This is a genomic window from Rhizobacter sp., assembly GCF_032229685.1.
Taxonomy (GTDB): domain Bacteria; phylum Pseudomonadota; class Gammaproteobacteria; order Burkholderiales; family Burkholderiaceae_C; genus LMDS01.
In genome coordinates this window covers 40,594-63,256 of sequence record NZ_JAVTWP010000012.1, presented here as the reverse complement: position 1 = coordinate 63,256, position 22,663 = coordinate 40,594, and the positions used below count along the sequence as shown (strand labels likewise).

Sequence of the window (22,663 nt, the reverse complement as noted above, 5' to 3'; positions counted from 1 at the left end):
CGCTTACTGCGGCGGCTCGCGCAGCTCGACGTAGGCGCGGCCGCGCAGGTCGCGAATCCAGTCGCTGTAGGCGTCTTCGAACTTCTGCTCGCGCAGCACGTTGCGCACCTGCTCGCGCTGCTGCTTGGTGTCGAGCACGGCGTCGCGCCGTTCCAGCACCTGGATCAGGTGCACGCCGAAGCGCGAGATGATGGGATCTGAGATGCCGTTGATCGGCAGCCCGTTCATCGTGTCTTCGAACTCGGGCACGAACATGCCGGGCGAGGCCCAGCCGAGGTCGCCCCCGCGCGACGCGGAGCCGTCTTCTGAATTGGCCTCGGCAAGCTGCTCGAAGGTCTTTGCGCCGCTGAGGATCTGCGCCTTGAACTCCGCCAGGCGCCGGCCGGCCGCTTCTTGCGACAGCTGCGCCGACGGCCGGATCAGGATGTGGCGCGCGCGCGTTTGCGGCACCGTGAATCCTGCCCCCAGGCCCTGGGTGCGCTCAAGCACCTTGAGCACGTGGAAGCCGGCCCCCGAGCGCAGCAGGGTCGCACCGACCTCACCGGCCTTGAGCGGCTTCACGAAATCGACGAACAGATCGGGCAACCGGTCGGCCGGCCGCATGCCGATCACGCCACCCTGGGCGCGGTTGCCGTCTTCCGAGACGGCTCGCGCCACGGCGTCGAACGGCTCACCGCCCTTCACACGCGCCAGCGCTGCTTCGGCACGCGCCTGGCGTTGGCTCACTTCGGCCGGGCTCGCGTTTTCGGGCACCGTGACGAGAATCTGCGCCAGGTTGAGCTGCTCGCCGCCTGCGGCCGACGCGCGGCGGCGCTCGATCGCGGCATCGATCTCTTCGTTGCTGACCTTGATGCGCGCATTCACCTCGCGCTCGCGCACCCGCTCCATCAGCATCTGGTCGCGCAGGTTGTTGCGAAACACGGCGTAGGCCAGCCCTTGCTCCAGCAGCCGGGCGCGCAGCTGCGGCAGCGTCATCTTGTTCTGCACCGCCACGTTCATCACGGCGCGGTCGAGTTCGGCTTCGTCCAGACGCTGCCCGGTCTCGCGGGCGTTGGTGACCTGCACACGCTCGTTGATCAACACGTCGAGCACCTGCTTGCGCAACTCGTCGGGCGGCGGCAGCGGAGTTTTCTCGCGCGCCGCACCTTCGCTGATGCGGGCAATGCGCTGCTGCAGCTCGGCGTTGGTGACGAGCTCCTGGTTGACGACGGCGACGATGTAGTCGGCGGTGCCCGCCACCACGGGCCGCGCCGGCGCGCGGGTCTGCGCCAGGGCCAGCGAGGCTGCCAGCCCGAGCGCCGCACAGGCCGCCCAGCGAGCCGCGGCGTGTCGAGAAGGTGCCGGCCGGCGAGAGAAAAGTTCAGTCATAAGCGTTCAGTACGGGCCCCGGAGCGCGATCGTCGCGCAGAAGTCGGAACCCGGGAATATTGTCCTTCAAGACCTGGAGCGGGTTGGAACCGAGGTTCAGCCGCGACAAGCCCACCAGTTCGAGCTGCACCGACAGGCGTGTGGTGGCTTCGCTGCGCCCTGTCGAGAGCCTCGAGGCCACCACCCGGCCGATCCAGCAACCCGCGTCGTACTCGAACCCGACCACCGAGTCGATCAGGCGTTTTTCGAGCGTGCTGTAGTTGAGCCGCCCCACCCCGTACCAGCTGCCCTGGCAGCTGGCGCCGGACCCGCTGTTCAGGCTGCCCCCGCGGCCATTCACGCCCGACGGCAACGGTCCGTAGATCGGCCACTGCCAGCCGAGTTCCACCTGTTCGCTCAAGCCGCGTGTCAGCCGGTAAGTGGCACTGAGCGTGCGGTACGGGCCGGGCGAATAGCGGGCCGACACGATCGAGCGCGCCAGGCGCTTGCTGTCGGGGCTGTACTGCAGCGACGCCTCGAGCGCCCAGCTCGGCACCAGGGTCGTCGAGCCGAGCAGCAGAACATCGGAAAAGCGCTGCGTGAGCGGCGGGCCGACCCCCGAGAACGGGTCGAACGGCGTGGTGCTTCCGGCGGGGTTGGCCTCTTTCGGCGTGATGAGCTGGTCGCGGAACAGGTAACGCTGCGCCAGACCCAGACGCAGTACTTCGGCACCGGTCTCGGGGCTGAGCACGCGCGTGGTCAGGCCGGCCGTGAGCTGGTGCGCATCGGACACCCTGTCGACCCCCGAGAACGCGCTTTCGCTGAAGATCGAATCGAAGTTGAAGTCTTTCGCCGACGAGTCGAAGTTCGGCAGCCCGGCCTGGGCGCGGTAAGAGGTGTTGACGTAGAGCAGGCGTGGCTCCAGGGTCTGGCGCACGCTGCGGCCGAAGAACCGGGTGTCGCGCTCGAGCACCCAGCTGCTGTCGAGGCTCACCGTCGGGATCACGCGCGACGCGCTGGTGCGGCCATCGGCGAGCGGCTGATCGAGCGAGTAAGAGGCGGCGTTGAAGGCCAGCTTGGGTGTGACCGTCCAGCCCGGCGTGGCGAAGGGCCGGCTCACGCTCCCCAGCGCGTGCAGCCGCGAGCCGGTGGCACGCGCCACCGTCACGGCGTCGGTCGGGTTGCTGAAGCGGTTGTATTCGCCCTCGAAGCCGATGTCGAAACCACCGCCCACACGTTGCACATAGCGCGCGCCGATCTGCGGCAGCCGTTCGTAGGGCGCGGCGATGCGGGTCGTGGGGTCGGCGGTCTGCAACACCTGCCAGCGCTGCACGCGGGCGTAGGCGTTCCAGTCGTCTCCGAACGGCCGCGTGAGTTCGAAGTCGGAACCCAGCAAGCGCGGTGTGAGGGTGCCCAGGTCGCGCGGGAAGTCTTTCCAGTAGTCGTCGTCGGAAACACGGCGCACGTGGAGCTGCGCCCGCAAGTCGTCGGCGAACTCGCTCTGCTGCGAGCCGGTGAGCGCATAGCGCCGCGTGTCGGTCAGCCGGTCGAACGGCAGCAGGTTGAGCCGCACTTCGCCGCGGTGCCCCGGTTCGAGGTAACGGAACTCGCTTTCCAGGCCGACGCCGCGGCGCGTGCTGAGCGCGGGCGTGAAGGTGGCGTCTCGGTTCGGCGCGATGTTCCAGTAGTAGGGAATCGAGAACTGCAAGCCGCTCTTCGTGTCGAGGTCGAAGTTCGGCGGCAGCCAGCCCGACTTGCGCGCGTCGTTCAGCGGGAAGCTCAGGCGCGGCGCGGCCAGGATCGGCACGCCGTAGAAGCGCAACACGGCGTTGTCGGCGATGCCTTCGTTGCTGCCGAGGTCGATCTGCACCCGGTCGGTCGAGAGCAGCCAGGCCGGCGTGCCCGAGCCGTCGGCCGGGCAGCTCGTGTAGGTGGCGCGCGAGGCGATCGCGCGCTCCTCGTCGAGAAAGTCCACGCGCTCGGCGGTGCCACCGGCGCCGATGCGGCCGAAGTGGTAACTCGGGTTCAGGAAAAAGCCTTCGAAGCGCTGCACTTTCAGCTGCACTTCGGGGCCGCTGTAGATGTTGCCGTCGCGGCTGATGCGCACGTTGCCCTTGCCGATGGCCAGGTCGTCGGGCGCCTGATAGACGAGCCGGTCCGCGCGGATCACGGTGCCGCCGCGGCGGAACTCGGCGTTGCCTTCGGCCACGGTGTCGAGGTCGGGCCGCCCGCTCAGCGTCTGCGCCTGCAGGATGATCGGCAGCTTGCGCGCGGCCTCACCGCGCGGAGCAGGCTGCAGCGCCGGGGCCTGCCGCAGCTCGATGCCGTCGGGTGCGGGGTCTTGTTGCGCGCGCGCCGGTGCGCCCAGCAGCATCACGCCACCCGCCACCATGGCGGCGGCCAGCGGCGTGAAGCGCAAGCGCGCTGCGACGTGGGTTCGGCGAAGGGGTGACAAGGACAAGGGCAACAGACAGTGGGGTGCGCCGTGCGGCACGCGCTGCAACAGCGCGAATGAAGGGCACCCGGCAGTCCCGACAGCGCCCGCCCGGCAGCGTGGTTTGTAGAATCGATTATCCACGAGGCACCTGTCTGCCTCGCCTGCAAAACGGCTGGTGACAACCCCACCGGCCACCCACATCGGGCCTTCGTTTGAGCGACTCTGCCGCTGACCTCATCGCATGGGCCGACCCGGCCCGCCAACACGCGTTCGACTCCTGGCTGCACGGCGTGGCGCCGGCCCACGGCCTGCTCGTGGGCACGCTGCGCGGCGCGTCGGCCGACGCGAGCTTCAGGCGCTACTTCCGCATCGACGCCCAGTCAGGCGCGAGCTTCATCGTGATGGACGCACCGCCGCCGCTCGAAGACGTGCGGCCCTTCATCGGCGTGGCCACGCTGTTGCAAGGCGCCGGGCTGAACGCGCCGCGCGTGGTCGAGCAGGACGTGCCGCATGGTTTCCTGCTGCTCACCGACCTCGGCGCGCAGCTCTACCTCGGTGTGCTGCAGGCGGCCGTGATCAGCGGCGACAGCGCGACCGTCGACACGCTGATGCGCGACGCGAGCGCAGCGCTGATCCAGTGGCAGTTGCGCGCCGATGCGAGTGGCTTGCCCGCTTACGACGACGCGCTGCTGCGCCGCGAACTGGCGCTGTTTCCCGAGTGGTGCGTTGCGCGCGAACTGGGCGTGACCTGGGCACCGCAGGAACAGGCCGTGTGGCAAGGCGCCTGCGACCTGCTCGTGCAGAGCGCGCTCGCCCAGCCCACCGTCGCGGTTCACCGCGACTACATGCCGCGCAACCTGATGGTCTGCGCCAAAGATGCCCATGGCGCCGGTTCGCCGGGCATCCTCGACTTTCAAGACGCGGTGCGCGGCCCGATCAGCTACGACCTTGCTTCGCTGCTGCGCGACGCCTTCATCTCGTGGGAAGAAGAGCAGGAGCTCGACTGGGCCGTGCGTTACTGGCAGGCCGCCCGCAAGGCGGGTCTGCCGATGCCCGAAGACTTCGGCGAGTTCTGGCGCCAGACCGAGTGGATGGGCCTGCAACGGCACCTGAAGGTGCTGGGCATCTTCTGCCGCCTGAAACACCGCGACGGCAAACCGAAGTACAGCGAAGACCTTCCACGCTTCTTCGCCTACGCGCACAAGGTTTCGGCGCGCTACAACGCGCTGCGCCCGCTGTCGCGCCTGCTCGAGCCTCTGATGGGCGCCGAGCGGATGGAAGTCTTCCGCTAGCTGTCGAGTTGCAAGAGGTCGACCAGGTCGATCAGGTCGCGAAGCTCAGCGAGGCCTGCGCTTCGTCGGCCGCCTTGGGTGGCGCGCCGCGGCGCTGCGTCTCGCAGCCGGCCGCCAGCAACCACGGGTCGCGGTCTTCGCCGCCGAAGGTCTGCACCAGAAAGTCGACGAACGCCCGCGTGCGCGCCGGCACGTGCTTGCGCGTAGGCATGCCGGCGTAGAGCGTGGTCGTGAGCATGTGCCACTGCGGCAGCACGCGCTCGAGCGCGTTTTCGAGCAATGCGTCTTCGGCCACGAACGAAGGCAGGCCGGTGATGCCCATGCCGGCCAGCGCGGCGGCGTACATGGTGTCGGTGTGGATGGTGGCAAGCGCGGGGCGCGGCACGGGCAGTGTGACCGTCTCGGCCGCCGTGTCTTCGCCGGCCCAGTTGACGGCGTGGAAGGTCAGCTCGTGCAGGAAGTTGGGCAACATCGCTTCGTGCTTGGCCAGGTCACGCGGGTGCTGCGGCCGGCCGTGTTTTTCAAGGTATTCGGGCGAAGCGCAGGCGATCACTTCCGAACGCGCCAGGCGCCGCGCCACGAAGCTGCCGTCGAGCGGGCGCCGGCCTTCGGTGAGGATGCTCACGTCGAAGTTCTCGTCCACCGTTTCCACCGGGCCAGGCACCGACAGTTCGAGCGTCACGCGTGGGTAGAGCGCCCGGAACTTCGGCAGGATCTTGGCGATCTGGTGCACGGCGAACGCCGGTGAGCACAACACGCGCAAGTGACCGCGCGGCTCCGAGGTGGCGGCCGTGGCCAGGGCCTCGGCTTCGTCCACTTCGGTCAGGATGTGGCGCACCCGGTCGAGGTAGTTCTCGCCGACGTCGGTGAGCGAGAGCCGGCGCGTGGTGCGGTTGATCAGGCGCGCGCCGAGGTGCTCTTCCAGGTCGGCCACCAGGCGCGTCACGACGGCCGGCGACAGGTTCAGCTCGCGCGCCGCGCCGGCAAAGCTGCCCTGCTCGATCACCCGGGAAAACACGCGCATGGAGTGGAGACGGTCCATCTTCAAGCCCTCGTTTGTTTCTATTTCAGCAATACGCAATTGAAACACAGGTGGTTTATTGATGCATCGGCAATGTCTACAGTTCATCCCATCGATGAGGAAGTCCTCACCGAGGCTGGACAAGACGGTGTTTGAACGCCGCCGGGCCCGGACAAACCGAAACCCTTTCATCGAAAGAAATCACCATGAACGCCAAGCTCCTCTTCGCCGCCACCGTCGCGGTTTCCGCCCTCGCCACCTTTGCCAGCACCACCGTGCTGGCCGACGAGGTCAATGCCCCGCTGACCCGCGCGCAAGTGACTGCTCAGTTCGAGCAAGCTCGCGCCGCCGGCACGCTGCAAACCACGGACTACGACTTCGCCAACGCCAGCCGTGCCCAGGGCACCGCGCTGAGCCGCAGCGACGTGGTGGCCACGCTCGCCACGAAGCCGAGCGCCTTGCTGGCCAACAGCAGCGCCCGCAGCCGCAGCTACAACCCGTTCGGCACCGAACTGCTTCAGGCGTCGACCGTGACGCGCGCCGCGGTGAAGACCGAAACCCGCGAAGCGGTCGCCAACGGCACGCTGCCGCGCACCGACTACGAGTACGACCAGAACCTGGTCGCTCGCCGTGCGGTCGACAAGAACGCCAAGCCGATCCTGGCGCGCCTGTTCCGCAGCAACAACACCGGCTCCTGAGTCTTCGCTGCCGCTTCGAAAGCCGCCTTCGGGCGGCTTTTTTATTCCACCGACGGGTGGATGAGGGTGGATGACGCGGGGTTTGGCGCGGCCGGCGAGAATGCCCGGCTATGTTTGCATTCTTCGAAAGCCTGATCCGCCCGACCCAGTTGCCCACCGGCTCGCCACCGCCGGGTTTGATCGGCTTCTACTGGCACTTCGTGCGCCAGGCGCGCGGGCTGTACGCCGCGATGTTCGTGACCGGCCTGGCCGTGGCCGGCATCGACACGCTGATCCCGGTGTTCATCGGCAAGCTCGTCACGCTGATGGAAGCCACCGACCGCGCCGCCGCTTTCCATGCCGCACTGCCGCTTCTGATCGGCATGGCCGCCGTGGTGCTGATCGGCCGCCCGCTCACGCTCTTGGCCGACAGCCTGGTGCGCAACAACGCCGTGGTGCCGGGGGTGACGAGCCTGATCCGCTGGCAGAGCCACTGGCACGTGGTGCGGCAGAGCTGGCCGTTCTTCCAGAACGATTTCGCCGGCCGCATCGCCAACCGCGTGATGCAGACCAGCAACGCGCTGCGCGAATCGGTCGTGAGCACGATCCGCGCGATCTGGTACATCGGCATCTACGGCCTGAGTGCGCTGCTGCTGATGGCCGCGGCCGACTGGCGCCTGGCGGTGCCCACGCTGTTGTGGTTCTGCGGTTACTGGTTCTTTCTGCGTTACTTCGTGCCGCGCATGCGCGACCTGGCCAAGACCAGCTCGGAGCTGCGCTCGCTGGTGATGGGGCGCGTGGTCGACAGCTACACCAACATCCTGACCGTGAAGCTCTTCGCCCGCGCGCGCGACGAAGATGCCTACGTGCGCGAAGTGATCGACGACCACACCGTGGCCATCGCCGCGCACATGCGGCTGATCACACGCTTCATGGGCACGCTCGCGGTGATGAACGCGCTGCTGCTCGTGGCCACCGCCGGCATCGGCATCACGCTGTGGGGGCAGGGCCAGGTGAGCGCAGGGCTCGTTGCGACGGCGCTGCCGCTGGCCTGGCAGATCGCCAACATGGCCGGCTGGGTGAGCTGGGAAGTCACCGGCATCTTCGAGAACGTGGGCGTGGTGCAGGAAGGCATGGAGACCATCGCCGTGCCGCACACGCTGACCGACGCGCCCGGCGCGCGCGAACTCGAGGTGCCGCACGGCGAGATCCGCTTCGAGAAGCTGACCTTCACCTACGGCCGCAGCGACGGCAAGCGCGTGCTCGACGGGTTGAACCTCGTCATCAAACCCGGCGAGCGCGTCGGCCTGGTCGGCCGCTCGGGCGCCGGCAAGTCGACGCTCGTGAACCTGCTGCTGCGCTTTCACGAAGTCGAACAAGGCAGCATCCGCATCGACGGGCAAGACATCGGCCATGTCACGCAAGAAAGCCTGCGCGCCGCCATCGGCATGGTCACGCAGGACACCTCGCTCTTGCACCGCTCGATCGCCGCCAACATCGGCTACGGCCACCCCGACGCCACGCGCGCGCAGATCGAAGCGGCGGCGCGCAAGGCGCAGGCGCACGATTTCATTCTGGAGCTGCACGACTGGAAAGCGCGCACCGGCTACGAAGCGCACGTGGGTGAGCGTGGCGTCAAGCTCTCGGGCGGCCAGCGCCAGCGCATCGCGATCGCGCGCGTGGTGCTGAAAGACGCGCCGATCCTGGTGCTCGACGAAGCCACGTCGGCGCTCGACAGCGAAGTCGAACTCGCGATCCAGGACCAGCTGCTCGGCCTGATGGAAGGCAAGACGGTGATCGCGATCGCGCACCGGCTCTCGACCATCGCGCGCATGGACCGGCTGATCGTGCTCGAACAAGGCCGCATCATCGAGCAGGGCACGCACGATGAGTTGCTGCTTTTGCAAGGCCACTACGCGCTGCTGTGGAAGCACCAGTCGGGCGGTTTCCTGCCGCAGGACGCACCCAGTGTGGCGGCCTTGCGCGCGGCCGATGAAGAGGAGCCGGTGGGTGCCGAGCCCCTCGACGAGATGCTGCACACCGAAGCGCCCGAGACGCCCGACGACAAACTGCCGCCGCCGCTGCGGGCCTGACAACGTCGAAGCCTCTTGCCATGCTGCGCATCACCGAACTTCGACTCCCGCTGAACCACGCCGAGGGCGCGCTGCGTGCGGCCATCGTCACGCGCCTGGGCATCGCCGACGCCGCGCTGAAAAGTTTCGGCATCTTCAAGCGCAGCTACGACGCCCGCAAGAAGAGCGCGATCGTGTTGATCTACACCGTCGACTGCGAACTGGCCGACGAAGCCGGCGTGCTGAAGCGGCTCGAAGGCCAGCCGCACATTCGGGCCACGCCCGACACCGGCTACCACTTCGTCGGCCATGCGCCCGCGCACGGCCTGAACGGGCCGCGCCCGCTGGTCGTGGGTTTCGGGCCGTGCGGCATCTTCGCGGCGCTCGTCCTCGCCCAGATGGGCCTGCGGCCGATCGTGCTCGAGCGTGGCAAGGAGGTGCGCGAACGCACCAAGGACACCTGGGGCCTGTGGCGCAAGAACGTGCTGAACCCGGAATCGAACGTGCAGTTCGGCGAAGGCGGCGCCGGCACGTTTTCAGACGGCAAGCTCTGGAGCCAGATCAGCGACCCGCGGCACCTGACGCGCAAGGTGCTCTCTGAATTCGTGAAAGCCGGTGCGCCGGAAGAGATCCTCTTCGTCGCCAAGCCGCACATCGGCACCTTCCGGCTCGTGGGCGTGGTCGAGAAGATGCGCGCCGAGATCATCGCGCTCGGCGGCGAGGTGCGTTTCGAACAGCGCGTGACCGACGTGCTGATCGAAGCCGGGCATGTTCGCGGCGTGACCGTGAACGGCGGTGAGCAGATCGCCGCCGACCACGTGGTGCTGGCGCTCGGCCACAGCGCGCGCGACACCTTCGCGGTGCTGCACGAGCGCGGCGTGTTCATGGAGGCCAAGCCGTTCTCGGTCGGCTTTCGCATCGAGCACCCGCAGAGCCTCATCGACGCCGCGCGCTTCGGGCCGAACGCCGGCAACCCCATCCTCGGTGCGGCCGACTACAAGCTCGTGCACCACGCGAAGAACGGGCGCTCGGTCTACAGCTTCTGCATGTGCCCGGGTGGCACGGTGGTGGCGGCCACCTCCGAGCCCGGCCGTGTGGTCACGAACGGCATGAGCCAGTACTCGCGCAACGAGCGCAACGCGAACGCCGGCATCGTCGTCGGCATCACGCCACAAGACTACCGGCAGGACGGCCGGGCCGACGGCGCGGTGAACCCGCTCGACGGCATCGCGTTCCAGCGTCACTGGGAATCGCGCGCCTTCGAACTCGGTGGCGGGAACTACGAAGCGCCCGGGCAACTCGTCGGCGACTTCATCAAGGGGCAGACGTCGACGGCCTTCGGCAACGTGCTGCCGTCGTACAAGCCGGGCGTGAAGCTCACCCATCTGGGCGAGCCCGGCAACATGAGCCTGCCCGAGTACGCGATCACCGCCTTGCGCGAAGCGCTGCCCGCGTTCGAGCGCCAGATCAGGGGCTTCGCGATGCCCGACGCGGTACTCACCGGCGTGGAGACACGCACCTCCTCACCCTTGCGCATCACGCGCGGGCGCGACTTCCAGAGCCTGAACGTGAAAGGTCTGTACCCGGCCGGCGAAGGCGCGGGTTATGCGGGCGGGATCATGTCGGCCGGTGTCGACGGCATCGAAGTCGCCGAAGCCCTGGCGCGCTCGGTGCTCGGCCTCGAAGCCGAAGCACGCTGATCAGCCGAACTGCAGGCAGCGCATGCTCAGCGTGCCGGAGTGAAAAGCCTCGAAGGTCGTCTTCGCCACTTCGTTCGGCGCCGCGGCACCGAGCGCGTAGAGCACCGGGTAGTAGTGGTCGGGCGTGGCCACCGCCATTTCGGCGCCGGGCAGCCTGGCGTAGTTCATCAGCGCCTTGTCGTCGCGCTGACTCAGCGCGCTCTTGAATGCGTCGTCGAAAGCCTGCGCCCACGGGCGTGACGCGGTCAGGCCCACCGGCGCGTTGCGGTCGGTCGCGCGCAGGTTGTGCACCACGTTGCCGCTGCCCATGATCAGCACGCCCTTGTCGCGCAGCGCGCCGAGGTCACGCCCGACGGCATGGTGAAACGCCCCCGGCCGGTCGTAGTCGATCGAGAGCTGGAACACCGGGATGTCGGCCTTCGGGAACAGGTGGTGCAGCACGCTCCAGGTGCCGTGGTCGAGGCCCCACTGCTCGCTGCCCTGCGTGACGCTCTGCTTCACGCGCAGCGCGGCCTCGCGCGCGATCGCCGGTGCGCCCGGCGCCGGGTACTGCATCTCGTGCAACTCGCGCGGGAAACCACCGAAGTCGTGGATGGTCTTCGGCCGCTCGTCGATCGTGACGAGCGTCTGCCCCGGCGTGAGCCAGTGCGCCGAGACCGACAGGATCGCGGTCGGCCGCGGCAACGCCGCGCCCCAGGCCTGCAGCGCGCGCGTGAACGTGTTGTCGCTGATCGCGTTCATCGGGCTGCCGTGGCCGACGAAGATCACCGGCATGCGCCGCACCGGCGACTGGGCGCTGGCGATGTCGGCCATGGCAGCGAGCGAAGCGAGCAGCAGCGGGCGGCGGCCGTGCACCAGGCTCATCGTGCGGTGGCGGCCGTCAGGCGCACGCCGCCATCACCTGCGCCACCGCGGCGGTCAGCTTCTTGCCGTAGGGCACGTGCAGGAACTCGTTCGGCCCGTGCGCGTTGCTCTTCGGCCCGAGCACACCGCAGACCATCATCTGCGCCGCCGGGAAGCTCTTCTGCAGCAGGCTCATCAGCGGGATCGTGCCGCCTTGCCCGATGTAGCCGCAGGGTGCGCCAAAGTGCGCTTGCGAGGCGCTGTTGAGCGCGCTCTCGAGCCACGGCGACAGGGTCGGTGCGTTCCAGCCCGTGGCACCAAAAGCGCCGGCCCGGCCGTCGGGCTCGAACGTGACCTTGGCGTTGTAGGGTGCGTTGTCTTCGAGCAAAGCCTTCAGTTTCAGCGCGGCTTCGTTGCCTTCGACCAGCGGCGGCAGACGCAAACTGAGCTTGAACGCGGTGTAGGGGCGCAGCACGTTGCCGGCGTTCTTCAATTCGGGGAAACCGTCGGCGCCGGTCACGCTCAGCGTCGGCTTCCAGGTGCGGTTGAGCAGCGCCTGCAGCGGGTCGGTGGTGGTCGGCAACGTGGCGCCACCGTCGGCGCCACAGGCCCACGGGAAACGCTTCCAGACTTCGTTGCCCAGGATCTGCGCGGTGGCGCGTGTCTGCTCGATGCGGTCGCCGGGAATGTCGCAGTGAAAACTCTGCGGCAACAACTCGCCGGTCTTGCTGTCTTCGAGGCGGTCGAGCACCTGGCGCAGGATGCGAAAGCTCGACGGCACGAGGCCGCTCGAATCGCCGGAGTGAATGCCTTCGGTCAGGATCTCGACCTTCAGCACGCCGCTGACCATGCCGCGCAGGCTGGTGGTGAGCCACAGTTGCTCGTAGTTGCCGGCACCGCTGTCCAGGCACACGACGAGGCTCACGTTGCCCAGGCGCGGTTTGAGCGCGTCGATGTAGGCGGGCAGGTCGAACGAACCGCTCTCTTCGCAGCTTTCGATGATGCCCACGCAGCGCGGGCGCGGAATGCCGAGCTTGTCGAGCGCCATGATCGCGGTCAAAGACGCGTAGACGGCATAACCGTCGTCGGCGCCGCCGCGGCCGTAGAGCAGGCCGTCCACATACTTCGGCGTCCACGGGCCGAGGTCGTTGCGCCAGCCGTTGAACTCGGGTTGTTTGTCGAGGTGGCCGTACAGGCAGATCGTGTCGGTGCTGCCCGCCTTCGTGGCCGGCACCTCGAAGAAGATCACCGGCGTGCGGCCTTCGATGCGCACCACCTCGAGCTTCAGGCCCGCAACCTTCTTGCTCTCGACCCAGGCCGCCGCATCACGAATCACTTTTTCGATGTGGCCGTTGGCGGCCCAGTCGGCATCGAACATCGGGCTCTTGGCGGGGATGGTGATGTAGCTTGTGACCAGCGGCACGATCTCGTCGTCCCAGGTCTGCGCAGCGAAGGCGGCCAGTGCGCTGGCCTCGTCGGGTTGCACGGGTTGCAGCGGGTCGCGGGCGTTCATGGATTTCTCCTCGGCATGTGAGATTGGTTTTCGAGTGTATGACTTCATCCCCGTCGCAGGGCATTTCACACAGTTGTTCACTACAGCAAACACGCCCTCGCCAAGGCAAAGGGTAGGCTTGCCATGCCATCGACCGGGAGACACAAGAATGATGAAAGAGACAACCCGCCGCACGCTGCCGGCCGGCCTGCGCTGCTTGTGCGCGGCGCTCGGCTTGCTGGCCGGGGTGGCCAGCGCCGAACCGGGCGTGAGCGCCACCGAGATCGTGCTCGGCCAGAACATCACGCTGCAGGGCGGAAAGAACAAGTACGGCGTGGAAGTGCTGGCCGGCATCACCGTGCTGCTGGACGACGTGAACCGCGCCGGTGGTGTCAACGGTCGCCGCCTCGTGTTGCGAACCCTGGATGACGAAAACCAGGGCGCGAAGGCCGAGGCCAATGCGCGCCAGCTCGTCGATGCGGGCGCCTTCATCCTGTTCGGCCCGATCGAAGGCGGGCCCTCCACGGCCATGATGAAGGTCGCGGCCGAAAAGCAGGTGCCACTTTTCGGGCCGATGGCCGGGTCGCCGGAGTTGCGCCGACCACATCAGTCGATGGTCTACCCGGTTCGCGCCGAACACCGCGAGGAATTCCGCGCGCTCGTCAACTACGGCGCCAGCACCGGGCTGAAGCGGGTTGGCTTTTTTCACGCCGACTCCGACACCGGGCGCAAGCATCTCGAGAACGTGAAGCTGGCCGCCGCCGCCGCGAAGACCGAGGTCGTCCTCGCGGTGCCGTTCAAGTCGGACATCGGCGACGCGCAACTCGAAGCGGCCGTCAAACAGATGGCAGAGCAGCGTGTCGAGATGATGCTCAACCACGGCTCGGTGTCTGTCTACGAGCGGCTGATTCGCAAGGCCCGCACAGCGGACCTTCGGACAACTTTTCTTGCCGTGAACTCCGGCTCGACCCAGCTCGCCGGCGCGCTCGGGCCGCTGGCGCAAGGCATGGTGTTTTCGCAGGTCGTTCCCAACCCTTGGGCACGCAAGACAGCCATCACGCGGGAATACCAGGACGCGTTCCGGAAGGCCATGCCGGACCACGAGTTCTCCTACGGCAGCCTGGAGGGTTACCTGACAGCCAAGGCGCTCGTGGCTTCGTTGCGTCTGGCTGGCGCGCAACCCACGCGGGCCGGCCTGAGCAAGGCGCTCGACGGTTCGACCATCGATCTGGGCGGCGTCAAGATCACATTCCGCGCTGGCGACCACCTCGGGTCGACCTTCGTCGACCTGGCCATGGTCACGCGCGAGGGCAAGTTCCTGCAGTAGCCGGCAAGCTCATGCGCGCCCGAGCCGCGCCAGCCAGCCGCCGAGCACCGCGAACACTTCGGCCTGCTCGGGTTCGTTGAAGATCTCGTGGTACAGCGGCTTGAACTCCTGCACGGTCAGCATCGTCTTGGGTGCGGTGGCAGCGAGCGCGCGGCTGCCTGCGGGCGCCACGCAGCGGTCACCGCCCGCGAAGAGCAGCAACGTGGGCACCGCCGGCCAGGCCACCGCGTTCGCGAGCACCGACTCACCCGCATCGACGATGAAGCGCGCCAGCCGCGGCGTGATGCGGTCGTGCACGAGCGGGTCGGCCATGTAGGCGCCGACCACCGCGGCGTCGCGCGAGATCCAGGCCGGCTTCAGGCCGTTGCTCACCGCGAGGTTCGGCGCCAGCGGGCCCAGCACCGAGAGCAGGAGCTTTTGCCATGCCGTGGTGCCGGCATCGAGCGCGGGTGACGACAACACCAGCGCGTCGATGGTCCGCGCCCACGCCGCTGCGCCGGGTGCCGAAGCGCCGGCCACGAACCGGGCCGCCACCAGCCCGCCCATGCTGTGGCCCAGCAAGACCAGCGGGCCGGGGTGTTTCGCACGCACCGCGTCGATCACCCGCGCCAGATCGTTCAGCAGGTCGTCGCTGTGGTGCAGCGCGCCGCGCGCGCCTTCGCTGTCACCGTGACCGCGGTGGTCGTAACCTACCGCCGACCAGCCCCAGGCGTTGAGCTGGGCCGCGACGTGCACATAGCGGCCGATGTGTTCGCCCAGGCCGTGCACGATCAGCACGGTACCGCGCGGGTTGTTGGCAGGCCATTCGCGAACGTGCAGTTGCAGGCCATCGGCGGTGGTGAGGGTCGGGTGCATCGCCGCGAGTGTAGGGACAGGCCGGTGACACTGCGTGACAAGGGCTTGCCCGCTGGTCGGCTGCGGGCCGTGTGCGGCACAGTACTGCACACAAATCCCCACGGCCTTCTTCTCCACCATGAACGACTTCTTCACGCTGAGCACCGCCGCCGGCGTCGCCCACCTGCAGCTCAACCGGCCCGAGCGCCTGAACACGATGGCGCCGCCCTTCTTCCCGGCCCTGCGCGACGCGGTGCGCGCGTTGCACGACGCCGGCGAAGCGCGCGCGCTGGTCATCTCGTCGACCGGCAAACACTTCTGCGCCGGCATGGCGCTCGATGTGTTCGGTGGCGACGACGCGCTGCTCGTCACGGGCTCGGCGCGCGCGCGGCTGAACTTCCAGGACACGCTGCGCAAGCTGATCGACTGCTTCACCGCCCTCGACGAAGCGCGTTTCCCGGTGATCTGCGCGATCCAGGGCGGCTGCATCGGCGGCGCACTCGACCTGGCGACCGCCTGCGACATCCGCCTGTGCACGGCCGATGCGTTCTTCACCGTGCAGGAGATCCACATCGGCATGATGGCCGACCTGGGTGTGCTGCAGCGCCTGATGAAGATCGTGCCGCAGGGCGTGGCCCGCGAGATGGCCTACACGGGCGACCGCATGAACGCAGAGCGTGCGCTCGCGGTCGGCCTGGTCAACGCCGTCTTGCCAGACGCCGAGGCCCTGCTCGCCCACGCGATGCAACTGGCGAAGAACATCGCTGCCAAGTCGCCGCTGGCGATCGCCGGCAGCAAGCTCGCGCTCAACCACGCGCGCGATCACGGCACCGCGGCGGCCTTGCAGCAGATGACGCTGCTGCAGAGCGCGATCTTCGACACCGCCGAGATGGCCACGGCCATCGATGCGTGGAAGAAAAAGGCCGCGGCCGACTTCCCCGCGCTGCTGCCGGTGTCGAAAGTCTGAGCCGCGCGCGAAAAGCGCGGGTCAGTTGCTGCTGCGCGCCGGCTCGGTCCAGCCGCCGCCCAGCACCTTGTAGAGCGTGACCAGGTTCTGCGCCTGCAGCGCCTGCACCTGCACGGTGGCCTGTTGCGCCGCGAACAGGTTGCGCTGCGCATCGAGCACGTCGAGGTAACTCGACGCGCCGTTGCGGTAGCGCAGGTCGGCCAGCTTGTAGCTCACCTGCGCGGCGTTGGCTTGCGCCGTTTGCGCGCGCAGTTGTTCGCCCAGCGTGGCACGGCCGGCGAGGGAATCCGAGACTTCGCGGAACGCGGTCTGGATCGCCTTTTCGTACTGCGCGATCGCAATGTCCTTGTTGACCTTGGCGACCGCGAGGTTGGCCTGGTTGCGGCCCGCGTCGAAGATCGGCTGCAGCAGCGTGGCCGTGCCGGTGAGCGCGAAGGTGCCGCTCTTGAACAGGCCCGAGAGTTCGGTGCTCGCCGTGCCCGCGTTCGCCGTGAGCCCGATGCGCGGAAAGAACGCCGCGCGCGCTGCGCCGATGTTGGCGTTGGCCGCGAGCAGTTGCTGCTCAGCGGCCAGCACGTCGGGCCGGCGCGTCAACAGGTCCGACGGCAGCCCGGCAGGCAGCTCGGCCAGAGCCTGCTGCGCCGCCAGCGGCTGGGCGGCGGGCAGGTCGGCCGGCAGCGCCTGGCCGAGCAGCAAGACCAGCGCGTTCTCGTCGAGCGCACGCTGGCGCTGCGTGGCCGCAAGCGTCGCCCGCGCGCCTTCGAGCAACTGCTCGGACTGGCGGAAGTCGAGCTCCGACGTGGCGCCGTTGTCGAACTTGAGCTTGGTGAGTGCGAAAGAGTCTTCGCGCGTCTTCAGCGTCTCGCGTGTCACGCGCAGCAGCTCTTCGTCGGCGAGCAGGCCGATGTAGGTGTTCGCGACCGAGGCGATCAACACGATCTGCACGGTCTTGCGCGAGGCTTCGGTCGCCAGGTATTGGGACAGCGCGGCCTGGCTCAGCGAGCGCACGCGGCCGAAGAAGTCGAGCTCGTAGCCGCTCACTTGCAGACCCACCGCATAGGTGTTCACCAGGTTGCCGTTGGCGCCTGCGCTGCGCTGTGCGGTGAGGCCGGCGCCGAGCGTCGGCAACTCGTCGGCCCGCTTGACCTGGTAGGCCGCGCGCGCCTGCTCGATGTTGAGCACCGCGACACGCATGTCGCGGTTGTTGGCGAGCGCGATCTCGATCAGGCGCTTCAGGCGCGCGTCGGTGAAATAGCGCTGCCATTCGATGTCGGCGGCGGCCGTGCTGCCCGCGCCGCCACTGGCGGGCGTGAGCTCAGGCGCGTAGGCGGCGGGCACGGGCGCAGCGGGCCGCTCGTAGGCCGGGATGAAGCTCATGCAGCCGCCCAGCATCAGTGCGGCAGAGAGCGCCGACAAAGTGCCGGCTCGTTTCACGAGGTTTGCGTTGGTCATCATCAGCCTTCCTGCGCCGGAGCGGGTGGCGTGTCGTGGGTGAGCGACGGGCCGTGGTGCGGCTTGACCTTGCTCTTCTTGAACACCGCGCGCACGACGACGAAGAACGCCGGCACGAACAGCACCGCGAGCGCCACCGCCGTGAGCATGCCGCCGATCACCGCGGTGCCGATCGCACGCTGGCTCGCCGAGCCGGCGCCGCTGGCGATCGCCAGCGGCAAGGTGCCGAGGATGAACGCGAGCGAGGTCATGATGATCGGCCGGAAGCGCAGGTGCGCCGCCGCGAGCGCCGCCTCGACCGGGCTCTTGCCCTCGGCCTCGAGGTCTTTGGCGAACTCGATGATCAGGATCGCATTCTTCGCCGACAAGCCGATGATGGTGATCAGCCCGACCTGGAAGTACACGTCGTTCGCGAGGCCGCGGAACATCGTTGCAAGCACCACGCCGAGCACACCGAGCGGCACCACCAGAATCACCGCGAGCGGGATCGTCCAGCTTTCGTACAGCGCAGCCAGGCACAAGAACACCGCCAGGATCGCGAAGCCGTACAGGATGTAGGCCTGCGAACCCGCGAGCCGCTCTTCGCGCGACTGGCCGGTCCATTCGAAGCCGAAGCCGGCCGGCAACTTCTTGGCGAGCGATTCCATCTCGATCATGGCCTGGCCGGTGGACTGGCCCGGCGCGGCGTCGCCCGAGATGCGCATGGTCGGGTAGCCGTTGTAGCGCACCGTCTGCACCGGGCCGGTGATCCAGCGTGTGGTGGCAAAGGCCGAGAGCGGCACCGGCTGGCCCTTGCTGTTGAGCGCGTTGATGCGCAACAGGTCGTCGGGCTGCATGCGCTCGGGCGCATCGGCCTGAACCACCACCCGTTGCAGGCGGCCAGCGTTCGGGAAGTCGTTGATGTAGGCCGAGCCGAGCGAGGCCGACAGCGCCGTGTTGACCGCGCTGAAGTCGACGCCCAGCGCCTGCGCCTTGTCACGGTCGACGTCGAGCTGCAGCTGCGGCGCGTCTTCCAGGCCGTCGGGGCGCACGCCCGCGAGGATCTTGCTTTGCGAGGCCATGCCGAGCAGCTGGTTGCGTGCCGCGACGAGTGCCTCGCGGCCGTTGCCACCGCGGTCTTGCAGGCGGAAGGTGAAGCCGGTCGCGTTGCCGAGCTCGGGGATCGGCGGCGGGCTGAGCGCGAAGATGAACGCGTCGCGCACGCCCATGAGTGCGCCGAACGCGCGGCCGGCGAGCGACTGCGCCGAGTGCGCCGGGCCTTCGCGTTCGCTCCAGTCTTTCAGCGGCACGAAAGCGAGCGCGGCGTTCTGGCCGGTGCCCGAGAAGCTGAAACCGAGCACGCTGACCATGTTGGCCACTTCGGGCTGCTTGAGGAAGAAGGCTTCGGCCTGTTTCATCGCCTCGAGCGTGCGCGACTGGGTGGCACCCGGTGGCAACTGCACGTTGGCGATGATGTAGCCCTGGTCTTCGTTCGGCAGGAACGACGTGGGCAGGCGCACGAACAGCAGCCCGACCGCCACGCCAATCGCGACGTAGATGATCATGAAGCGGCCGGCACGCTTCAGGATGCGCGCGACCCAGCTTTCGTAGCCCTTGGCGGTCGACTTGAAGCCGCGGTTGAACCAGCCGAAGAAGCCTTTCTTCTCGAGGTGAGACCCGGCTTCGACCGGCTTGAGCAAGGTGGCGCACAGGGCCGGCGTGAGCGACAGCGCCATGAAGGCCGAGAACGCGATCGAAGCGACCATCACCGCCGAGAACTGGCGGTAGATGTTGCCGACCGAGCCGCTGAAGAACGCGAGCGGCACGAACACCGAGATCAGCACCACGGTCACGCCGATGATGGCGCCGTAGATCTGGCCCATCGCCTTCTTGGTGGCCTCTTTCGGTGGCAGGCCTTCTTCGCTCATGATGCGTTCGACGTTCTCGACCACCACGATGGCGTCGTCGACCACGATGCCGATCACGAGCACCATGCCGAACATGGTCAGCACGTTGATCGAGAAACCGAGCGCGAGCAGCACGCCAAAGGTGCCGAGCAGCGCGACCGGCACCACGATGGTCGGGATGATGGTGTAGCGGAAGTTCTGCAGGAACAGGTACATCACCAGGAACACCAGGATCACGGCCTCGATCAGCGTTTCGGCCACCTGGCGGATCGAGATGCTCACGAAGCGCGAAGCGTCGTACGGGATCGTGTACTTCACGCCAGCCGGAAAGTAGGCTTGCAGTTCTTCCATGCGCGCCTTCACCGCCTTGGCGGTGGCCAGCGCATTGCCGGTCGGCGAGAGCTGCACGCCGATGCCGGTGGAGGGCTTGCCGTTCAGCCGTGCCGAGGTCGAATAACTCTGGCCGCCGAGCTCGATGCGGGCCACGTCTTTCAGGCGCACGGTGGAGCCGTCGGCGTTGGCGCGCAGCACCACGTTGCCGAACTGCTCGGTGGTGCTGAGCTGGCCCTTCACGACCACGGTCGCGAAGATCGACTGGCCCGGCACGTTGGGCAGGTCACCGATCGTGCCCGACGAGACCTGCGCGTTCTGCGCCTGGATGGCCGCGGCCACGTTGGCGGCCGAGAGGTTGAAGCCGACGAGCTTTTGCGGGTCGATCCAGATGCGCATCGCACGTTCGGTACCGAACAGCTGCGCCGTGCCCACGCCCGGCAGCCGCTGGATCTCGGGCAACACGTTGCGCGAGGCGTAGTCGCCGAGCGCGACCGGGTCGAGCGCCGGGTCGTCACTCGACAGGATCGTGAACAGCAGGAAGTTCGAACGCGACTTGTCCACCCGCACGCCCTGCTGCGTCACCGCCGACGGCAGGCGCGGCGTGGCGCGCGACAGGCGGTTCTGCACGTCGACCTGGGCCAGGTCGGGGCTGGTGCCGGTCTGGAAACTCAGCGTGATGGAACCGGTGCCGTCGGCCTGCGCCACCGACTCGGTGTAGAGCAGGCCGGGCGAGCCGTTCATCTCGCGCTCGATGACACTGATCACGCTGTCTTCGAGCGTCGAGGCCGATGCGCCGGGGTAGCCGACGTTGATGACGATGGCGGGCGGCGCGACCGACGGGTACTGCGCGACCGGCAGCTGCGTGATCGCCGTGCCGCCGAGCACGATGATGAAGAGTGCGATCACCCACGCGAAGATCGGGCGATCGATGAAGAACTGGGCCATGGACTGTGCCCCTTCTTACTTCGACGCGGCAGAAGCGGGTGCGGCGGCGCCCGATGCGGCGGGCGCCGCGCCCGCCGGCGCCGCCTTGGCGCCGGAAGCGGCTGGCTGCCACGGCACCGGCTTCACCGGCGCGTTGCCACGCAGCTTCTGGAAGCCGTCGACCATCACCTGCTCACCGGCCTTCAGGCCGTCGAGCACGACCCACTGGCCGTTCACGGAGGTGCCGATCTTCACCGGCCGCGGCGCGACCTTGCCGTCGGCGCCGACGACCATCACCGTGTCGCCACTGGTGCCACGCGTGACCGCCTGCTGCGGCACCACGATGCCGGCCTCTGCCTGCGCCTGCTCGAGCCGCACCCGCACGTACATGCCGGGCAGCAGCAGACCGCCGGGGTTGGGCAGCTCGGCGCGCAAGGTGATCTGGCCGGAGGTGGTGTCGACCGTCAGGTCGCTGAACAGCAGCTTGCCCGGCTGCGCGTAGACGCTGCCGTCTTCGAGCACGACGCGCACCTGCGCGCCGTCGCCGCCGGCACGCTTGAACTGGCCGCTCTCGACCGCCTTGCGCAGGCGCAGCACGTCGGTCGTCGACTGCGTGAAGTTCACGTACATCGGGTTGATCTGCTGCACCACCGCGAGCTGGGTCGCTTCGCCCTGCCCGACCAGCGCGCCTTCGGTGACGAGTGCACGGCCGATACGACCGGCGATCGGCGAGGTGACGGCCGCATAGCCGAGGTTGATCTGCGCCGTCTGCACCGAGGCCTTGGCCGACGCCACATCGGCCTCGGCCGTCTTCTGCGCCGCCACCGCGTTGATGTAGTCCTGCTTGCTGATGGCGTTGGCTTCCATCAGCGGCTTGTAGCGCTCGGCCTGGGCCGTGGCTTGTGTCAGGTTGGCCTCGGCCCGCGCCAGCACGGCGCGCGCGCTGGCGGCGCTGGCCTGGTAGGGCGCGGAATCGATCTGGAACAGCGGCTGGCCGGCCTTGACTTCGCTGCCTTCGGTGAACAGGCGCTTTTGCAGGATGCCCGCCGCGCGGGCCCGCACCTGCGCCACACGCGAGGCTTCGAGCCGGCCCGGCAACTCGGTGGCCAGGCCCACTGCGGCAGGCGCCACCGTGACCACGCCGACCTCGGCTGGCGGCGGCGCGCCCCCACCGCCACCTTCGGCCGCTTTTTGCCCGCAGGCCGCAAGCAGGCAGACGGCCAGTACAACGGCGGAACCCGCCAAACCGTTTTTCAACGCTGACATGCGAAACCCTTCGGAGCGTGGGGCGCCATCGGCGCCGGGAAGATGGGGGAGACAACAGGCAGTGACGGGATGGAACACCACAGTCGAATGTTGCCCGGTCACGATGCGGTACAGTATACATACACTCTTGAATGTATGTAGAACTCGCTGCACTGCAGCAGACCCATGGTCCGCAGAACGAAACAAGAAGCCCAGGCGACCCGCAGCCACATTCTCGACACCGCCGAGCTGGTGTTCGAGCAGCGTGGCGTGTCGGGCACCTCGCTGCACGAGATTGCCAAGGCGGCCGGCGTCACGCGCGGGGCGATCTACTGGCATTTCGAAGACAAGGCCGACCTCTTCAACGCGATGATGGAGCGTGCGACCATGCCGCTCGAAGAAGGCGGCGTGTGCGGCTTCGATGCGAACGAGTTGTCGCTGGCGCAGATGCGTGACGGCATGGTCGCCGTGTTGCGCCAGATCGTGGCCGACCCGCAGATGAAACGCGTGTTCGGCATCGCCACGCACAAGGTCGAGTACATCGGCGAGATGGACGCGGTGCGCGAGCGCCACCTGAACATCCGCAATGGCTGCCTCGCCGACGTGGAGCGCACGCTCAAGCAGGCCATCAAGAACGGCGAGCTCTCGCGCCGCATGCCGGCCCGCGCCGCCGCCGTGGGCCTGCACGCGCTGCTCGACGGCCTGCTGCAGAACTGGATGCTCGACCCCACTGGTTTCAAGCTCGTGAAGGTCGGCACCCAGGTGATCGACGCCTACCTCGCCGGCCTGGCCGCCGAGGCGGCGCCGGCCTGAT

Annotated in this window: 16 protein-coding genes; 7 read left to right on the top strand and 9 right to left on the bottom strand. The window is 68.1% G+C overall.

The window, feature by feature from the left end:
• Window positions 1–3 precede the first annotated feature (3 nt).
• Window positions 4–1,368, bottom strand: coding sequence for a peptidylprolyl isomerase (locus AC30PD_RS05880; protein WP_489534719.1), 1,365 nt, complete (start codon window positions 1,366–1,368; stop codon window positions 4–6).
• The gene (locus AC30PD_RS05875) at window positions 1,361–3,802 is read right to left on the bottom strand and encodes an LPS-assembly protein LptD (protein WP_489534718.1); all 2,442 of its coding nucleotides are present in this window, start codon (window positions 3,800–3,802) and stop codon (window positions 1,361–1,363) included. Before AC30PD_RS05875 ends, AC30PD_RS05880 begins: the two co-directional genes overlap by 8 nt.
• 194 nt (window positions 3,803–3,996) lie before the next feature.
• Here AC30PD_RS05875 and AC30PD_RS05870 point away from each other — a divergent pair, with 194 nt between their 5' ends.
• On the top strand, window positions 3,997–5,076 hold the full coding sequence (locus AC30PD_RS05870) for an aminoglycoside phosphotransferase family protein (protein WP_489534717.1): 1,080 nt from the start codon (window positions 3,997–3,999) through the stop codon (window positions 5,074–5,076).
• Window positions 5,077–5,107: 31 nt separating this feature from the next.
• On the opposite strand, the gene AC30PD_RS05865 is transcribed toward AC30PD_RS05870, so the two are convergent.
• Window positions 5,108–6,118: a LysR family transcriptional regulator gene (locus AC30PD_RS05865; protein ID WP_489534716.1), complete on the bottom strand. Its 1,011-nt coding sequence runs from the start codon at window positions 6,116–6,118 to the stop codon at window positions 5,108–5,110.
• A 185-nt stretch (window positions 6,119–6,303) separates the two neighbouring features.
• On the opposite strand from AC30PD_RS05865, the gene AC30PD_RS05860 reads away from it, so the two are divergent.
• The 3 genes from AC30PD_RS05860 to AC30PD_RS05850 all read left to right on the top strand — a co-directional run bounded on the left by AC30PD_RS05860 (window position 6,304) and on the right by AC30PD_RS05850 (window position 10,546).
• Window positions 6,304–6,795 carry a DUF4148 domain-containing protein gene (locus tag AC30PD_RS05860; protein WP_489534715.1) on the top strand — a complete coding sequence of 164 codons (492 nt, stop codon included), beginning with the start codon at window positions 6,304–6,306 and terminating at the stop codon, window positions 6,793–6,795.
• A 110-nt stretch (window positions 6,796–6,905) separates the two neighbouring features.
• Complete coding sequence (locus tag AC30PD_RS05855; protein ID WP_489534714.1) at window positions 6,906–8,867, top strand: ABC transporter ATP-binding protein; 1,962 nt, start codon at window positions 6,906–6,908, stop codon at window positions 8,865–8,867.
• Window positions 8,868–8,887: 20 nt separating this feature from the next.
• On the top strand, window positions 8,888–10,546 hold the full coding sequence (locus tag AC30PD_RS05850; RefSeq protein ID WP_489534713.1) for an NAD(P)/FAD-dependent oxidoreductase: 1,659 nt from the start codon (window positions 8,888–8,890) through the stop codon (window positions 10,544–10,546).
• Here AC30PD_RS05850 and ygiD read toward each other — a convergent pair whose 3' ends face one another.
• Both ygiD and AC30PD_RS05840 read right to left on the bottom strand, forming a co-directional pair.
• Window positions 10,547–11,410 (bottom strand): 4,5-DOPA-extradiol-dioxygenase, encoded by an 864-nt coding sequence (gene ygiD / locus AC30PD_RS05845; RefSeq protein ID WP_489534712.1) that lies wholly within the window; start codon window positions 11,408–11,410, stop codon window positions 10,547–10,549. It lies immediately after the preceding gene.
• Window positions 11,411–11,426: 16 nt separating this feature from the next.
• The gene (locus tag AC30PD_RS05840) at window positions 11,427–12,902 is read right to left on the bottom strand and encodes a M20 family metallopeptidase (protein WP_489534711.1); all 1,476 of its coding nucleotides are present in this window, start codon (window positions 12,900–12,902) and stop codon (window positions 11,427–11,429) included.
• A gap of 151 nt (window positions 12,903–13,053) precedes the next feature.
• On the opposite strand from AC30PD_RS05840, the gene AC30PD_RS05835 reads away from it, so the two are divergent.
• Window positions 13,054–14,208, top strand: a complete 1,155-nt coding sequence (locus AC30PD_RS05835; RefSeq protein WP_489534710.1) for an ABC transporter substrate-binding protein — start codon at window positions 13,054–13,056, stop codon at window positions 14,206–14,208.
• A gap of 9 nt (window positions 14,209–14,217) precedes the next feature.
• Here AC30PD_RS05835 and AC30PD_RS05830 read toward each other — a convergent pair whose 3' ends face one another.
• Window positions 14,218–15,063, bottom strand: a complete 846-nt coding sequence (locus AC30PD_RS05830) for an alpha/beta hydrolase (RefSeq protein ID WP_489534709.1) — start codon at window positions 15,061–15,063, stop codon at window positions 14,218–14,220.
• A 118-nt stretch (window positions 15,064–15,181) separates the two neighbouring features.
• Here AC30PD_RS05830 and AC30PD_RS05825 point away from each other — a divergent pair, with 118 nt between their 5' ends.
• A complete protein-coding gene (locus AC30PD_RS05825; RefSeq protein ID WP_489534708.1) occupies window positions 15,182–16,009 on the top strand; it encodes an enoyl-CoA hydratase-related protein in 828 nt (275 codons plus the stop codon).
• 21 nt (window positions 16,010–16,030) lie between these two features.
• Here AC30PD_RS05825 and AC30PD_RS05820 read toward each other — a convergent pair whose 3' ends face one another.
• From AC30PD_RS05820 to AC30PD_RS05810, 3 genes are read right to left on the bottom strand one after another with little or no spacing between them, the layout of a single operon-like run.
• On the bottom strand, window positions 16,031–17,464 hold the full coding sequence (locus AC30PD_RS05820; protein ID WP_489534707.1) for an efflux transporter outer membrane subunit: 1,434 nt from the start codon (window positions 17,462–17,464) through the stop codon (window positions 16,031–16,033).
• Window positions 17,464–20,625, bottom strand: coding sequence for an efflux RND transporter permease subunit (locus AC30PD_RS05815; protein ID WP_489534706.1), 3,162 nt, complete (start codon window positions 20,623–20,625; stop codon window positions 17,464–17,466). The genes AC30PD_RS05820 and AC30PD_RS05815 overlap by 1 nt, the downstream gene beginning before the upstream one ends.
• Window positions 20,626–20,640: 15 nt before the next feature.
• The gene (locus AC30PD_RS05810; protein ID WP_489534705.1) at window positions 20,641–21,870 is read right to left on the bottom strand and encodes an efflux RND transporter periplasmic adaptor subunit; all 1,230 of its coding nucleotides are present in this window, start codon (window positions 21,868–21,870) and stop codon (window positions 20,641–20,643) included.
• Window positions 21,871–22,035: 165 nt separating this feature from the next.
• Between AC30PD_RS05810 and AC30PD_RS05805 the strand changes: the two genes are divergently transcribed.
• Window positions 22,036–22,662 carry a TetR family transcriptional regulator gene (locus AC30PD_RS05805; RefSeq protein WP_489534704.1) on the top strand — a complete coding sequence of 209 codons (627 nt, stop codon included), beginning with the start codon at window positions 22,036–22,038 and terminating at the stop codon, window positions 22,660–22,662.
• The last annotated feature ends 1 nt before the right edge of the window (window position 22,663 follow it).

Coding starts and splice junctions, on each gene's coding strand:
- AC30PD_RS05880 (WP_489534719.1), bottom strand. CDS start 1,368: ATGACTGAACTTTTCTCTCGCCGGCCGGCACCTTCTCGACACGCCGCG.
- AC30PD_RS05865 (WP_489534716.1), bottom strand. CDS start 6,118: ATGGACCGTCTCCACTCCATGCGCGTGTTTTCCCGGGTGATCGAGCAG.
- AC30PD_RS05860 (WP_489534715.1), top strand. CDS start 6,304: ATGAACGCCAAGCTCCTCTTCGCCGCCACCGTCGCGGTTTCCGCCCTC.
- AC30PD_RS05855 (WP_489534714.1), top strand. CDS start 6,906: ATGTTTGCATTCTTCGAAAGCCTGATCCGCCCGACCCAGTTGCCCACC.
- AC30PD_RS05850 (WP_489534713.1), top strand. CDS start 8,888: ATGCTGCGCATCACCGAACTTCGACTCCCGCTGAACCACGCCGAGGGC.
- ygiD (WP_489534712.1), bottom strand. CDS start 11,410: ATGAGCCTGGTGCACGGCCGCCGCCCGCTGCTGCTCGCTTCGCTCGCT.
- AC30PD_RS05840 (WP_489534711.1), bottom strand. CDS start 12,902: ATGAACGCCCGCGACCCGCTGCAACCCGTGCAACCCGACGAGGCCAGC.
- AC30PD_RS05835 (WP_489534710.1), top strand. CDS start 13,054: ATGAAAGAGACAACCCGCCGCACGCTGCCGGCCGGCCTGCGCTGCTTG.
- AC30PD_RS05830 (WP_489534709.1), bottom strand. CDS start 15,063: ATGCACCCGACCCTCACCACCGCCGATGGCCTGCAACTGCACGTTCGC.
- AC30PD_RS05825 (WP_489534708.1), top strand. CDS start 15,182: ATGAACGACTTCTTCACGCTGAGCACCGCCGCCGGCGTCGCCCACCTG.
- AC30PD_RS05820 (WP_489534707.1), bottom strand. CDS start 17,464: ATGATGACCAACGCAAACCTCGTGAAACGAGCCGGCACTTTGTCGGCG.
- AC30PD_RS05815 (WP_489534706.1), bottom strand. CDS start 20,625: ATGGCCCAGTTCTTCATCGATCGCCCGATCTTCGCGTGGGTGATCGCA.
- AC30PD_RS05810 (WP_489534705.1), bottom strand. CDS start 21,870: ATGTCAGCGTTGAAAAACGGTTTGGCGGGTTCCGCCGTTGTACTGGCC.
- AC30PD_RS05805 (WP_489534704.1), top strand. CDS start 22,036: ATGGTCCGCAGAACGAAACAAGAAGCCCAGGCGACCCGCAGCCACATT.